The sequence below is a fragment of the Campylobacter sp. CFSAN093241 genome (assembly GCF_012889595.1).
In the GTDB taxonomy this organism is placed as follows: Bacteria; Campylobacterota; Campylobacteria; order Campylobacterales; family Campylobacteraceae; genus Campylobacter_D; species Campylobacter_D jejuni.
On record NZ_CP040612.1, the window covers coordinates 157541 to 171714 of the forward strand.

21 protein-coding genes and 1 tRNA gene are annotated in these 14174 nt (G+C 28.4%); 5 read left to right on the forward strand and 17 right to left on the reverse strand.

The features are described from left to right. Positions 1-4: 4 nt before the first annotated feature. The 14 genes from FBE96_RS00755 to mqnP all read right to left on the reverse strand — a co-directional run bounded on the left by FBE96_RS00755 (position 5) and on the right by mqnP (position 9212). Positions 5-811, reverse strand: a complete 807-nt coding sequence (locus tag FBE96_RS00755; RefSeq protein WP_002851994.1) for a hypothetical protein — start codon at positions 809-811, stop codon at positions 5-7. Next, positions 805-1743, reverse strand: coding sequence for a membrane protein (locus tag FBE96_RS00760; RefSeq protein WP_002868439.1), 939 nt, complete (start codon positions 1741-1743; stop codon positions 805-807). Before FBE96_RS00760 ends, FBE96_RS00755 begins: the two co-directional genes overlap by 7 nt. Beyond that, positions 1736-2419, reverse strand: coding sequence for a 23S rRNA (guanosine(2251)-2'-O)-methyltransferase RlmB (gene rlmB, locus FBE96_RS00765; protein WP_002851944.1), 684 nt, complete (start codon positions 2417-2419; stop codon positions 1736-1738). Before rlmB ends, FBE96_RS00760 begins: the two co-directional genes overlap by 8 nt. 13 nt (positions 2420-2432) lie before the next feature. Then, positions 2433-3257: a 16S rRNA (cytidine(1402)-2'-O)-methyltransferase gene (gene rsmI, locus FBE96_RS00770; RefSeq protein ID WP_002869759.1), complete on the reverse strand. Its 825-nt coding sequence runs from the start codon at positions 3255-3257 to the stop codon at positions 2433-2435. Between the two features lie 2 nt (positions 3258-3259). Beyond that, positions 3260-3460, reverse strand: coding sequence for a 50S ribosomal protein L31 (gene rpmE / locus FBE96_RS00775; protein ID WP_002851603.1), 201 nt, complete (start codon positions 3458-3460; stop codon positions 3260-3262). A gap of 78 nt (positions 3461-3538) precedes the next feature. Beyond that, a complete protein-coding gene (locus FBE96_RS00780) occupies positions 3539-4195 on the reverse strand; it encodes a 16S rRNA (uracil(1498)-N(3))-methyltransferase (RefSeq protein ID WP_002851903.1) in 657 nt (218 codons plus the stop codon). Between the two features lies 1 nt (position 4196). Beyond that, complete coding sequence (locus tag FBE96_RS00785; protein WP_002851635.1) at positions 4197-4604, reverse strand: membrane protein; 408 nt, start codon at positions 4602-4604, stop codon at positions 4197-4199. After that, positions 4604-5029: a cytochrome c gene (locus FBE96_RS00790; RefSeq protein ID WP_002851842.1), complete on the reverse strand. Its 426-nt coding sequence runs from the start codon at positions 5027-5029 to the stop codon at positions 4604-4606. Before FBE96_RS00790 ends, FBE96_RS00785 begins: the two co-directional genes overlap by 1 nt. Beyond that, on the reverse strand, positions 5029-5610 hold the full coding sequence (locus tag FBE96_RS00795; RefSeq protein WP_002858675.1) for a 6-carboxytetrahydropterin synthase: 582 nt from the start codon (positions 5608-5610) through the stop codon (positions 5029-5031). The genes FBE96_RS00790 and FBE96_RS00795 overlap by 1 nt, the downstream gene beginning before the upstream one ends. Next, positions 5607-6350: a 7-carboxy-7-deazaguanine synthase QueE gene (locus tag FBE96_RS00800; protein ID WP_002851883.1), complete on the reverse strand. Its 744-nt coding sequence runs from the start codon at positions 6348-6350 to the stop codon at positions 5607-5609. The genes FBE96_RS00795 and FBE96_RS00800 overlap by 4 nt, the downstream gene beginning before the upstream one ends. Before the next feature lie 2 nt (positions 6351-6352). After that, a complete protein-coding gene (gene moaA / locus FBE96_RS00805) occupies positions 6353-7315 on the reverse strand; it encodes a GTP 3',8-cyclase MoaA (RefSeq protein WP_002868437.1) in 963 nt (320 codons plus the stop codon). Positions 7316-7327: 12 nt separating this feature from the next. Further along, on the reverse strand, positions 7328-7843 hold the full coding sequence (locus FBE96_RS00810) for a hypothetical protein (protein ID WP_002851715.1): 516 nt from the start codon (positions 7841-7843) through the stop codon (positions 7328-7330). After that, positions 7840-8337: a hypothetical protein gene (locus tag FBE96_RS00815; RefSeq protein ID WP_002851641.1), complete on the reverse strand. Its 498-nt coding sequence runs from the start codon at positions 8335-8337 to the stop codon at positions 7840-7842. The genes FBE96_RS00810 and FBE96_RS00815 overlap by 4 nt, the downstream gene beginning before the upstream one ends. Then, complete coding sequence (gene mqnP, locus FBE96_RS00820; protein ID WP_002851905.1) at positions 8328-9212, reverse strand: menaquinone biosynthesis prenyltransferase MqnP; 885 nt, start codon at positions 9210-9212, stop codon at positions 8328-8330. The genes FBE96_RS00815 and mqnP overlap by 10 nt, the downstream gene beginning before the upstream one ends. A gap of 70 nt (positions 9213-9282) precedes the next feature. Between mqnP and miaA the strand changes: the two genes are divergently transcribed. After that, positions 9283-10152, forward strand: a complete 870-nt coding sequence (miaA, locus tag FBE96_RS00825) for a tRNA (adenosine(37)-N6)-dimethylallyltransferase MiaA (protein WP_002851982.1) — start codon at positions 9283-9285, stop codon at positions 10150-10152. Here the strand turns inward: miaA and FBE96_RS00830 are convergent. After that, a complete protein-coding gene (locus FBE96_RS00830; RefSeq protein WP_002851996.1) occupies positions 10138-10701 on the reverse strand; it encodes a manganese efflux pump MntP family protein in 564 nt (187 codons plus the stop codon). The two genes, miaA and FBE96_RS00830, sit on opposite strands and share 15 nt — an antisense overlap. A 147-nt stretch (positions 10702-10848) precedes the next feature. Between FBE96_RS00830 and FBE96_RS00835 the strand changes: the two genes are divergently transcribed. After that, positions 10849-10923, forward strand: a tRNA-Glu gene (locus FBE96_RS00835). 135 nt (positions 10924-11058) lie between these two features. On the opposite strand, the gene FBE96_RS00840 is transcribed toward FBE96_RS00835, so the two are convergent. Beyond that, positions 11059-11241 (reverse strand): hypothetical protein, encoded by a 183-nt coding sequence (locus FBE96_RS00840; RefSeq protein WP_002851904.1) that lies wholly within the window; start codon positions 11239-11241, stop codon positions 11059-11061. Positions 11242-11508: 267 nt separating this feature from the next. Between FBE96_RS00840 and sodB the strand changes: the two genes are divergently transcribed. From sodB to FBE96_RS08540, 3 genes are all read left to right on the forward strand, one after another. Further along, positions 11509-12171: a superoxide dismutase [Fe] gene (gene sodB / locus FBE96_RS00845; RefSeq protein ID WP_002851662.1), complete on the forward strand. Its 663-nt coding sequence runs from the start codon at positions 11509-11511 to the stop codon at positions 12169-12171. A gap of 68 nt (positions 12172-12239) precedes the next feature. Further along, entirely contained in the window at positions 12240-12443 is a 204-nt protein-coding gene (locus FBE96_RS08535; protein WP_002851823.1) for a hypothetical protein, read from the forward strand. A 125-nt stretch (positions 12444-12568) separates the two neighbouring features. Then, the gene (locus FBE96_RS08540; RefSeq protein ID WP_002851711.1) at positions 12569-12931 is read left to right on the forward strand and encodes a hypothetical protein; all 363 of its coding nucleotides are present in this window, start codon (positions 12569-12571) and stop codon (positions 12929-12931) included. 12 nt (positions 12932-12943) lie between these two features. On the opposite strand, the gene FBE96_RS00855 is transcribed toward FBE96_RS08540, so the two are convergent. After that, positions 12944-14149 carry a saccharopine dehydrogenase family protein gene (locus tag FBE96_RS00855; RefSeq protein WP_002852026.1) on the reverse strand — a complete coding sequence of 402 codons (1206 nt, stop codon included), beginning with the start codon at positions 14147-14149 and terminating at the stop codon, positions 12944-12946. Between the last annotated feature and the right edge of the window lie 25 nt (positions 14150-14174).

Sequence of the window (14174 nt, forward strand, 5' to 3'; positions counted from 1 at the left end):
TCCTTTATTTTTTAAGTGTGATTTTTAAACCCCTGCGTATATTATCTAAACTATACATATCGCTTACAATAGCATATATAGCACCATTTGGAATAAGTTCTGAAAAATGATTATTTTTATTTTCGCTTTTTACTGCTTTAATTAGATTCAGATTTTTATCTAAAAAGAAGATTTTAGGAAACCAATTGTCTAAATCATTTGCATCAATAATCAAATTTGTAGCATTTTTTAAATCAAGCACATAGTCTTTAAGGGGCTTTTCTAATGATTTTGGAGTATTTAAATTAACATTTGTATTGGTTTTTAATACAGCATTGGAAAAATTTAAATCATATTCATAGTCATATACCCCAATACGCTTAATATTATTTATATAGACAGAATTTTCTTTTAAGAGATTGTAAAGCGTTCCAGGATCTAAAACATATTGAGATTCTACTTGTATGGTATAGTCAATATTTCCTTCTCTTAAAATCAAATCTGTAGGGATAAAATATATATATCCAGCATCTGTTAAAACATCGGATAAAATTTTAAAAAACATAACTTCATCAGCTTTTGCTTTAAAATTTAGTCTTAGACTTTGAGGATTTGATAGTGTTAAGGCAATTAAAGAATTGGTTTTTAATATTTGAGATATTTTTGCAATATCACAATTTCCATTATTATCTATGTAAGAATTATTTGAAAATAATAATTCTAGTTGAGAATTTTTACTAGGATTGTTTACTAAATTTTTTGCTAATTCAAGACTTGAGATTGCAAAAGATATATTAACCCAAAAAGTAAGAATAATAATTTTTTTTACCATTCTTTACCTTTATTTAATTTTACAAATTCAGCAGCTGAAATACTTGTAATTTTTCCATCTTTAATCAAGAAACGTTTTGAAATTCCTGCAGGAAATTTTTGTTCTTTATTTTCTTGATCAAACATTGTTAAAGCTGCAGCCCCTGTTAAAATTAACTGATCTTTATCTAAAGAAATATTAAAATCTTTTTCTTTAACAAAGCTTGTTTTTTTAAGGCTTTTTAAATCTATCAAACCTATCCAAATCTTGGTAGAGGTTTTAAAATGTGCTTCTTTTAAAGAATCAGTTTTTGGTGTATTTGTGTCTTCTTGGATTTGGGTATTTTTTTCTTCATCGAGTAGGGTTGTGTTATTTTCACTGATATTATTTTCTATGCTTATGTTTTTATCATTTTCTTGTAATGAGATGTTTTGGCTTGGTAAAACGCTCTCTGTTTGATTTGTTTCTTGTGCTTTATTGTTGTCTATAACAACAACATTGTTTCCACCTAAAGATTTTAAATTTTCTTGTGCTTGTCCTATGATATCTATAACTGTTGCACTAGTATTATTTTGTTCATCTTTGAAAAAAGTTTTAAGTGTATCAAAATAATAAATTCCACTTCCTATAATCACTAAAACAATAAGAACAATCAAAAAAGGCCAAGTGTTAAAGGATTTTTGACTATAAGCATCTAGTTTTGGGGTTATCATTTTTGATTTTGTTTGTGGAGTAGGATTGTTTTCGTTAAGATAAGCTTCATACTCTTCGTTAAAATCACTAAAGTCGAGTTCGTATTCTCTGCTCAAAATTTTAACAAAACCTTTAACATTAAAACGACTTAAAACAGCAAAATTCTTTTCTACTAAAGCTTCAAGAAAATCAAGTTCAATTTGCGTTTTTGCTGCAACTTCTTTTAAATTTAATTCTTGTATTTTTTTCCAATTAAGCATTTAACATCCTATCACAAAGTATTGCAAAAGCAGCGCTGACATTAAGACTATCAAAATTATTTTTCATCGCAATGCCCACACATTCATCGCATTTTTTTACAATTTTAGAGCTTAAACCAAAACCCTCACTACCCAAAACTAAAACTTTTTTACCATTGCTTATTTTTACACTGTGAATTTCTTTTCCCGAGCCATCACTCGCATAAAAATAAAAACCTACTTGTTTTAGTTCATTTATTACACTTAAAGCATCGTTGCTTATCACAATAGGTAAATCAAGAGCCGCTCCGCTGCTTGTGCGAATTACTCCTTCCATGGCTAATTTTTCACCAATAAAAATTAAAGCCCCAACCCCTAAAGCATAAGCTGTACGCGTGATAGCCCCTATATTTCCTACATCACTAATTCCATAAAGCATAACAATAAAATCATTTTTTTTGATCTCATTTAAATTTGCAAAAGAACTTTCTTTAATATCTAGCAAAAAACCTTGATGATTTCCACCTTTCGCATAAGCTTGAGCAGTTTTAAAATCAAGTTTTTTGATTTTAAAACCTGATTTTGCGATTTTGGAAAAAGTAATTTTATCACATTCTTTTGCTAAATAAAGCTCATTGATACAGTCTTTATGATATTCTAAAATATAAAAAAATATTTGCTTCCCATAAACTATCATATTAAAATTTTACCTAATCTTGACTTAAAAGCAGTTTTTGATAAATTTCTTTTGCATTTTTTCCATTGATCTTTGATAATAATTTTGCTTTTGCTTTTAAAGACAGCTCTAAATCCATAATATCTTTTTCACAAAGAGTATTTTGCAAAAAATTTTGCTCTTTTGATTGCAGTACTACAACCCATTCACCGTTTAAATTAGACTTTTTTAAAATTTCAGAAAGCTCTTTAGCATTGCCTTTAAATTTTTTTTCAAATTTTTTACTGATTTCTTTAATCAAAAAAATTTCTCTTTGGCTGTCTAGAATCATAATCTGTTCTACTAAAGATAAAATACGCTTGGGGGATTCGTAAATAATACTTGGATAAGGAAAGTTTAAAATTTTTTCTATATCTTTTTGTCTTTCTTTGCCTTTATTTGCTAAAAAACCAATAAAGATAAATTCTTTTTGACAAAATGCTGAGCTTACAAGAGCAACTAAGGCTGCATTTGCACCTGGTAAAATTTCATAGGTGATATTATTTTCTTGTGCAAATTCTACCAAAGCCTTGCCAGGATCACTAATCCCTGGCATTCCTGCATCGCTTAAATAAGCTACATTTTTTTCAAATATCTTTAAATCAATACTTGCTAAAACTTCTTTTTCATTATGGGAGTGTAAGGCTATAAATTTAGAAATATGTATATCAGTGTGAAATTTGGTATTTAATAACGAAATCAAAGACTTACTTACTCTTGTATCTTCGCAAAACACAAGATCGCAAGTCTTTAAAAGTTCTAAGGCTCTAAAAGAAATATCGCTTAAATTTCCTATGGGAGTAGGAATAAAATAAAGCATAATTATTGCATTGCGTATTTTTTCTTAAATTTCTCTACACGACCTGCAGCATCTACAATTTTTTCACTGCCTGTAAAAAAAGGATGGCAATTTGAACAAATATCTACTCTTAATTCTGCTTTGTTTGACTTTGTTGTAAAAGTATTTCCACAAGCACAACTTACTTTGCATTCTACATATTCTGGGTGAATTTCTTTTTTCATTAGTTTTCCTTAAAAATTAAAACAATAAGCCGTGATTATAAATTATTTAACATAAAAAAGAGATTAATTTAAGAAAAGTTAAAGCAAAATTTTTGAAGCTATAGCTATAATAGCTGTTTGACTTTTTAGAATATTAGAGCTTTTAAGAGAGATTTTCCGGTTAAACAATAATCTCTCATCATTGTTAAATCCACCTTCAGGACCTATAAAATATAATTCTTTTTCATCGAAATGACTTTGTTGTTCTCCTTGAAAATCAACCATAATTGCATTTGGAAATTTTTGAACAAATTCTTGAGTGCTTTGGTGGATAATTAAATCCATTTTAGTATTTCTACCGCATTGTTCACAAGAAGAAATAATGATTTTTTCAAATCTTTCTAAATCGATTTTAAAATTTCTTTGTGAAAAATTTGTAAAAACCAAATGTAACTTTTTTACTCCAAGTTCATTTAAGAAAGGTAGAGTTTTTTCTAAAATTTTAATATCTATAATGGCTAAGGCTAAGTTTAATTCACTTTGTTTTATATTTTGTGATTTTTTGTTTAAAAATTTTAAAGTGCAAGAATTTCTTGTTAAATTTGTGATTGTATAGTTGTAAAGAAAATTATCTTGTAAATTTCTAAGATTTAGCTCCGAATTTTCCTTTACTCTTCTTACTTTTAAATGGTTAAAGTTTTCACCTTGAAGTTGTATAAACTCTTCTCCAGCTTGCTTGTTATACAAAAATTGCATTTTATAGATATCTTTCTATTAAAAAAGGCAAAAACAATAAAAAAATTTCAAAAGGTAAAATCAAACAACTAATCCATCTAAAAGTGGCATATTTTCTAAATCTTCTTGCTTTTTTAAAACAAACAAAGTGAAAAATTGCTAAGGCAAAAATTAAGATCCAAGAAAAAATCATTACCCAGATATTGACATTCATTTGAAATTGTTTCATTGCTGATAACAAACAACCTGTAAAAATAATCAAAGCTAAAAATAAATAATAAATTGGTAAAAATAATCGTATTCTGCGAATAAAAATGAATTCGGTTTTAAAATTTCCTTGTGTTAGTATAAGATAAAAAAGCATTAAAAAACCGCTCGCATAAAGACTATAAAGATGTAAAGCTAAAAAGAATTCGTAACTTTGATCCATTATTTTCCTTTGTTTATAAAATCAGCTAAATTTTGAATTTGTTCATCACTTAAAAAACTATGGTTTTTATCTTTTATCGTTTTTATTTTTTGTATAAAAATTTTATTGCTCAAGGTTTTAATGGCCGTGCTGTTTTTAGGTTTTAATTCCCCTTTTTCTCCATGACAAGTGGCGCATTTTTGTTTATATAAAGAGTTGATAATACTAGGATTGACTTCATGTTCATCATTTGAACTTTGTGCTTCATCATCTACAGGTAAAGGCAGGTTGGAGTCACTTAATTCTGTTTTTTCATCGTTTTGTTCTATTTGGACTACTTCTTGATCTGTATTTTGAGTCTTGGAAATATTTTTTTCATCATTAGAACAGGCAGATAAAACTAATAAAAAAAAACTTAAGGCAATTAAAATTTTAGCTTTTTGCATTAAATCTCCTTTGGATTTATAAAAATTTCTTCATTTTTTAATTTGTTATAAAAATCTATATCATTCCATTCTGCTTTAATGCCATTGGAAAATTCTATGTCTTGAAGTGAAATTTTTGGCATTAGCTCACTATAGGCATCTTCTCTAAAACCTTGTGCATAGCCTGTTCTTGTTTCATGAACAATGATGCTTTGTAAAGTCACTCCTTGTTCTCCATTTACCATTTTTGTTTGTTTTAATAAAGCATCTATAAGTATGAAAAATACACGACAAAAATTTTCAGCACTTACATTAACAGGCAGGCAAATCCAACGACTTGAATATTTTTTCATTTCTTCTAAATATTTTGCGTCATCATATTTAAAAAGAGTGATAGCATGATCAAAACTATCAATAATTTGGCGTATATAGGTTTTTAAAAGTCCAAAATCATAGACCATTCCAGCATTATCTAAATATTTGCTTTCAAGTAAAACTTCAACTTTGTAAGAATGTCCATGAATGCTACTTTTGCAACGCTTAGAAGAACAAAATCTAACAATGTGTGCGTTTTCAAATTCAAATAATTTTCTTATAATCATACACCCTCTTTATCGTTCCAAAGACGAATATGAATTCTATCAGAATAATTATAACCATTCTTAATACAAAATTCAGCAATTTTTTGAGCATTTTTTTTAAGGTTTTGCTCATTTTCACCCATAGGCATACAAAAAATTTGATTTGGAGCTTCTTTTAGAATTTCATTGATTTCTAAAAATGAATTATCAAGAGTATTGGCATCTAAAACAAATTTATAAAAACTATCTTTTGCGTAATTTTTAAATGCTTTTAAAGCTTTAAAATTTAATCGTTTATCTTTTTTTATCCCACTATTTTGGAGTTTAACGCTTAAAGCAAAAATACATTCTTTGTAAAAAGGATATCTATCAAAATCAATTTCTATGCTTCCATTGCTTTCAAAGTGTATTTCGAATTTATTTTTTAATAACATTTGGATAAATTCTATAAATTCAGGATTTTCATAATGGATTAATGGCTCTCCACCTGTGATAACAACTATAGGATCAAAGTCTTTTTTTAATTTTATCACTCTTTTTAAAAGTTCATTAGCATTTAAAGTTTCATAACTTTCTTTAAAATCTTTTGTGAAAACAGCTCTTATCGTGTCACATCCAATGAGAGTTTTATCGTTTTTTGATATTTTTACATTAAAACCTAAACAGTTGAAATTGCAACCAGCAAAACGCATAAAAATAGCTAATTTTCCATTATATTTGCCTTCTCCTTGAATGCTTAAGAAACTTTCAACAAGTTGCAAAATTAACCTCCAGTTTGATAAAAAGCACGAGATGAGGTTTCATTATCAACAACACTCCATTTATTTTTTTCTGGTTTATTTCTTAATACTTCTTGTAATATTTCTACAGCGGCTTTAATATCACCTTTTCGAACCGCTTCTTTTATGCTTAATGCTTCATCAAAATAAAGGCAAGGTATTAACAAGCCTTCAGCACTTAAGCGTATGCGATTGCAAGAATCGCAAAATTCATGGCTATGAGGATCTATAATTCCAAATTCATAATCATCTGCCTTGTAAATACTCACAGGTGCTTTTTCATCTTTTTTTATAAGTTGAATTTGATATTTTTGACTCAAAATTTGTATAATTTCATCTCTTTTTAATCCTTGTAATTTACCATAAGCATGAGTATTTTCCATAAATTCTATAAAGCGAATTTGAGCTTTTTTTGATTTTGCAAATTCCAAAAGAGATATCAGTTCATCATCGTTTAAATTTTTAAGAGCTACAGTATTAAGTTTTACTTTCAAATCTAGATTTAAAGCTTCATCAATTCCAGATAAAACACTATCTAATACATCTTTTTGCGCAAGAGTTTTTGCTTTTTTGTGATCTAGGGTATCAAGTGAAATATTAAGTCGTTTAAGTCCAGCATTTTTTAGGTCTTTAGCAAAGTCTTTTAGTAAAAATCCATTTGTAGTTATAGCAAGGTCAATATCGCTTTTATAATCGCTAATCATTTTTATAAAAATACTTAAATCTTTTCTTAATAAAGGTTCCCCACCTGTTATACGGATTTTTTCAATTCCTTCGTCTATAGCTGCTTTAACAAATAAAAAAAGTTCTTCAAAGCTTAATAAATTTTCTTTTGGCTGATAATCGAAAGGAATTTTTGGCATACAATAAAGGCAGCGAAAGTTACATCTTTGTGTAACTGAAATTCTAAGATAATTTATCTTTCTACCGAATTGATCTATAAGCATTTATTTTCCATTCTATTTTATTAATTTCTTAAATTTTAAGACAAGTTCTACATTTCCAGTGCCAATGCGTAAATCTTTAGCGATTTGTTCTATGCTTTTTCCTTCTTTGAAAAGATTTTCTATTTTTTGTTCTTCTGTATCGTAATTTGGTGTAAGTTTAGCCATGCTTTGTGCTTTTTGTTCCAAATTTAAAAGACGATTTTGTTGTTCATTTTGAAAATCTTCTATGATATGTTCCATAGTTTTTAGTGTTCTTAAAACAGGAGTGATTTTTGAACTGATTTGTTTATCAAGTTCAATCATAATTTCTTCTTTTAAAAGAGAGGTTTTATAGTCTTCATCCTCTTCGCTATCATCTTTAACTCCTAATTCTTTACGAAAATAATGAAGTTCTTTGGTAATATCTTCTATCACATTTTGAAGTTTTGCTATTTTTGCATTATTTTCTCTTTCTTTGATATTCATGTAGGCTAGCATTGCAATTAAAAGCACAATTATAAAAACTAAATAAAGTACATCATCACTCATTCTTGGCCTTTCTTATTTCTTATCATATTTCTTTGGATTTCAACAACAAAAGCATCAAAAGCCATTTTGTCTTCAGGCTTAATTTTGATAATTTTTGCCAATGTTTGACTTTGAGCTTTGATAAAAATAGCTATTTTTTGATTATTTAAATCAAATCTTAAATAATATTCTTTATCTTCTTCTAAAATAGTATCCAAAAAATTTAGATACTCAAAATTTAAAGATTCTATTACCCCTTTTTGCTTAAGTGGTATAAGTTCTTTATTTTTATCTAAAGAATTTTCAAGTCTTAAAATATCTTCTTTTAGACTTAAAAGAAGATCAAAAATAATTTTTTCACCCTCGTCAAAATCAATGCGTAAAGCAAGTTTTTTCCATTTTAAAATTTGAGAAATTGCTCCAAGTTTTAGGTATTCTCCAAGAAAACGGTTATTTTCTATTTCACAACATTCTAAATGAGCTTCAAATCCTGCTTTAAAAAGTGCTAATTCCATAATAAATCAATCCAAATAAAAATAAAAAAGATAATACTTAAATAACCATTTAGAGTAAAAAATGCTCTATCAATATGAGCAAAATTCTTATGAACAATTTTATGTTCCAAGGCTAAAATAATACCGCTTATAATTACCCCAATAAGTGCTATTTTTCCAAGTGCTACACCCCAAACTTCCCACACAAAAAGAAGCCAAAATAATACCGCTAAAATATGGCAAAAAGATGATATAAATAAAGTAGCCTTTGAACCAAATTTAGCAGGAATAGAGTGAAGTCCTATTTTTTTATCATACTCCATATCTTGTAAAGAATAAAGCAGATCAAACCCAGCTGTCCAAAAAGTTACACCTAAACATAAAATAACGCTATAAATGTGAATTTCACCCATAATTATAACACTTCCTGCAATAGGCGCAAGTCCTAAACAAAATCCTAAAACTAAATGTGCTAAAGAACTAAAGCGCTTAAAAGCTGAATAAATAGCCAATACCAAAAGCACAGGAAAAGACAAATAAAAGGCCAAGGTATTAATAAAATAAGAACATGATATAAAAATAAGTGCATTAATAATGATAAAAATCCATACGCTTTTTCTACCTATTTTTCCACTGACATTAGGGCGATTTGCACAACGAGGATTATCCTTATCTATATCTTCATCCATTAAACGATTTGTAGCCATGGCAAAATTTCTTGCACTTACTGCACAAATAATGCCTAAAATCAACGCCTTAAAACCAAACCAAGCAGTGTCATTTGCAAGTTTTGATGCTACAATCATAGAGGAAAATAAAAAAGGCAAAGCAAAAATAGAATGCTTAAATACTACAAGTTCTAAAATATCTTTAAATTTTATCCAGAATGTGTTCATTTTTCTACTTTAAAATATTTTTTGCTATGATTTTACTAAAATTTTTATAAATTTTAGGATAAATATTAAAATGTTTTTTGAAATAGCATTAATAGGAACAACCGCGAGTGGAAAAACATACATAGCCAATACTTTAGCAAGAGAATTTAATGCTGTTGTTTTAAGTCTTGATAGTCTTTGTGTTTATAAAGAGATTAATATAGCAAGTGCCAAGCCTTCACAAGATGATCTTGCGAGTATAAAATACTTTGGGGTAAATTTATTGAGCGTGAATGAACATTTTAATGTTGAGTTATTCATAAGAGAATATCAAAAAGCAAAAGAATTTGCTTTAGCTAGAAATTTACCTCTAATTATAGTAGGTGGAACTGGATTTTATTTAAAAACTATGATAGATGGTTTAAGTGAAAAAACCTTAGAGTCAAAGAGTTCTTTAAATAACGATGAAATTTATGCTCTTTTATTAAATATTGATCCAAACTATAAAATAGAAAAAAATGATACTTATAGATTAAAAAAATGGCTGGGTATTTATGAACAAACAAGAGAAATTCCTAGTGAATTTTTAAAAAGAACACAAAAAACTGGGGTGCTTAAAGATATAGAAATTTATGAGCTTGCGTGGGATAAAGAAATTTTAAAAAAACGTATTAAAACTAGAACAAAAGAAATGCTTGATAATGGACTTTTAGATGAAGCAAAAATTCTTTTTTCTAAATTTGATCATAAACTTAAAGCATTAAATTCTATAGGTTTGAAAGAGTGTAAAGAATATTTAGATGGAGAAATTTCCTTTAAAGAGCTTGAAAATTTAATCACGATACATACTACACAACTTGCCAAAAGACAAAGAACTTTTAATAAAAAATTTCAAAGTAAAGCCTTGGAATTTGATAAAGCTTTAGCTACTTTAAGAATGAAATTTTCAATCGAAAAATAAATGTTCTATTAGAATTTTTACTCCTAGTATAATTAAAACCAATCCGCCTAAAAGTTCAGCTTTATTTTTAAGATAAATTCCAAATTTATTCCCTATTTTTAGAGCAATGATACATAAAATGAAGGTGATAATACCTATTAAAAATATAGCTAATAATAAATTTACATTTAAAAATGCAAAACTCACACCAACTGCTAGTGCATCGATACTCGTAGCAATTGCTAAAGCTAGCATGGTTTTAAAGCCAAATTGATTGGCATTACTATCGCAATTTTCATTTTCCAATGACTCTTTGATCATTTTTAATCCTATTAAAGAAAGTAAAATAAAAGCTATCCAATGATCAATACTCGCAATAAAAGATGCAAAAGTTATGCCTATAAAATAACCAATAGTTGGCATCAAAGCTTGAAATCCACCAAAATAAATTCCAACAATAAGATAATGTTTTAAATGTAGTTTTTTAACACTAAAACCTTTGCATAGTGATACAGCAAAAGCATCCATTCCTAAAGCACAGGATAAAAAAATAAGACTATAAAAATCCATAACAAATCCTAAAATTTTATAAAAAATTGAAGATGAAATTATAATCAAACAAAGATAAAAATCACATAATTTTGATATATTTAATTAAATTTTAAGAAATAAATATATATAATTCAATTTCATTTTTATTTTTTACTCCTTAAAAGTGGCCCATTCGTCTAGCGGTTAGGACATCGCCCTTTCACGGCGGTAACACGAGTTCGAGTCTCGTATGGGTCACCACTTTTTAATTTTTCTTTTAAAATAACAATTTTTTCATTTTTTCTATTGAAATTTAATAAATATTAATAATTTATTTTGTAGAATACGAATAGCTTTTGATATAAGTCTATTATAGACTTATATCAAGGCTGGGCATTATTGAGCTGGTGTTTGCTCTTTTGTTTTTTTGTGAGTTTTAGCTTCATGTTTTTTATCAGCTTTAGCTTTTGAATGATGAGCTTTTGTATGTGTTTGATTTACATCGCTTGGAGTATTAGCTGCAAAAACATTAGCTGCGAAAGCACCTAGTAATGCTGAGATTAGTACAACTTTTTTCATATTTTCCTCCTTATGAATAATTTTTAGTTGCAAATTAATTGTAATTATTAAAAATCAACAAATAGATATTTTTTGTAAAAATATTTCAAAAAAATATAATTTTTTATATATATTTAAATTATTATTAAAATATATTATAAATGTATCTTATTTTATTTAGATTAAATAAATAGAAATTTTACCCACTAAGCTTTTAAGATATTTTTACTCTTTTTAATATTATTATGGTAATATTTTCAATATCAAACTAAAAATAAAGGAGAAATTATGTTTGAATTAAGAAAATTACCTTATGATACCAATGCTTTTGGTGATTTTTTGAGTGCTGAAACTTTTAGCTATCATCATGGAAAACATCACAATACTTATGTTACAAATCTAAATAATCTTATTAAAGATACTGAATTTGCAGGTAAAGATCTTGTAAGTATTATCAAAACTTCAAATGGGGGCGTATTTAATAACGCAGCTCAAGTTTATAATCATGATTTTTATTTTGATTGCATTAAGCCAAGTACAGGCTGTGGCTGTGGCGGTTCATGTCAAAGTATAGATGCTAATTTACAAGCGGCACTAGAAAAAGAATTTGGATCTTTAGAAAATTTCAAAGCTGAATTTATCAAAGGCGCTACAGGAGTTTTTGGTTCAGGATGGTTTTGGTTAGTTTATAATACTAAAAATCAAAAACTAGAATTTGTAGGTACTTCAAACGCAGCTACACCAATTACTGAAGATAAAGTTCCTTTACTTGTTGTAGATGTTTGGGAACATGCTTATTATGTAGATCATCGCAATGCACGCCCTGCTTATTTAGAAAAATTCTATGCTCATATTAACTGGGAATTTGTTGCAAAAGCTTACGAATGGGCTTTAAAAGAAGGCATGGGATCAGTTAGCTTTTATGCAAATGAACTTCACCCTGTAAAATAACTTTAATCCTTTTTGTGCTAGAATGGATTTTGACATTAAGTCAACATTCTACACAAAAAGGGGCAAAAATGGATAATTCTTTATCTGCATATACTCAAAAATATGACAAAGAAGGTTATGGACTTCAATATCCTGATGGTCATGTTATAAGATTTTACGAGAGAATCTTAAAATACAAACTAAGCAAAACAAGTGGAAAATTACTTGATTTTGGTTGTGGAAATGGAGTGCATTCTAAGTATTTTAAAAATATAACCGGGGGGGGGGTATAGAGCCTTATGGCATTGATATAGTTCCTAGTTTAAAAAAAGTTTGGGAAAAAGATCCTTGCTTAGATTCTAAAAATTTTCACATCATATCTCCTAATTCTAGCTTTAAAAAACTCTTCAATACAAAAATGGATTTTATATTTGCAAATCAAAGCTTATATTATCTTACAAAACAAGCTTTTAAAGAAGCTGTGCAAGAATTTTATGAACTATGCAATGAAGGAGCTATTATATTTGCAACCATGATGAGCGATAAAGGCTATAGTATGTATGAAAGAGGAGAACTTATGGATAATAGCTTGCGTGAAGTAAAAGGATGTCCAAGTGGTAGATTGAGTGGTTCTTCATATATACGCTTTACTAAAGACATAGAAGAATTAAAAGAAGATTTTAAACCTTTTAAACCTTTATTTTGGGGAGATTATGAATTAATTAATCTGTATAATTTTGAAGGCAGTGTGGAGCACTTTATTTATATAGGACAAAAGTAAGTGCTCTAGCACTTACTCTCCTAAGCTTGGAGTCATTTCGATAATCTTCCAAGGAAGTCCTTGAGAATTCAGCTCTTCCATAAAAGGCTTAGCGTCAAATTCTTCCATATTAAACACGCCTTTTCCTTGCCAAATTCCTTTAGCGATTAATTTCGTACCTATCATAGCAGGAACACCTGTAGTATAGCTCACAGCTTGCGCGCCAGTTTCTTTGTAACATTCTTCATGATTGCAAACATTATAAATATAAACTTGTTTGTCTTTTCCATCTTTTTTACCACGAATCACGCAACCTATATTGGTATAACCTTTAGTGCGTGGTCCTAAACTTGCAGGATCAGGAAGCAAGGTTTTTAAAAATTCTATAGGAATGATTTCTTTACCTTGGTGTATCACAGGTTTAATCCCTAGCATTCCAACATTTTCAAGACATTTCATGTGAGTTAAATAACTTTGTCCAAAAGTCATAAAAAAGCGTATTCTTTTTAAACCTTTGATATTTTTTACCAAGCTTTCAAGTTCTTCATGATAAAGCAAATAGCTATCTTTCACTCCTACTTCTGGATAATCCCACTCCATTTTTATTTCCATAGGCTGCGTTTCTATCCACTTGCCATTTTCCCAATAACGCCCTTTAGCAGAAACCTCACGCAGATTGATTTCAGGGTTAAAATTCGTCGCAAAAGCATAGCCATGATCACCTGCATTGCAATCTAAAATATCTATATAAGAAATTTCATCAAATAAATTTTGCTGTGCATAAGCACAAAAAACATTAGTTACACCAGGATCAAATCCACTTCCTAAAAGTCCTAAAATTCCTGCTTGTTTAAACTCATCATTTCTCGCCCATTGCTCTTTGTATTCAAATTTAGCTAAATCAGGATGTTCATAATTTGCCGTATCTATATAATCAATCCCTGCTTTTATACAAGCATCCATTAAACTCAAATCTTGATAAGGCAAAGCCACATTGAGTAAAATTTGTGCTTCTGTTTTCTTGATAAGTTCTACAACTGCATTGCTATCATCAGCATCAATTTGCGCCGTTTCAATTTGAACCCCTAAACGCTCTTTGATAAAAGCAGCGATTTCATCACATTTGCTTTTTGTTCTACTAGCTAAAGTGATTTTACTAAAAGTATCAGAATTCATTGCGCATTTTACAGTAGCCACACGACTTACCCCACCTGCGCCTATGATTAAAAGATTTTTCATTCCTATCCTTCAAAAATTTTTTTGA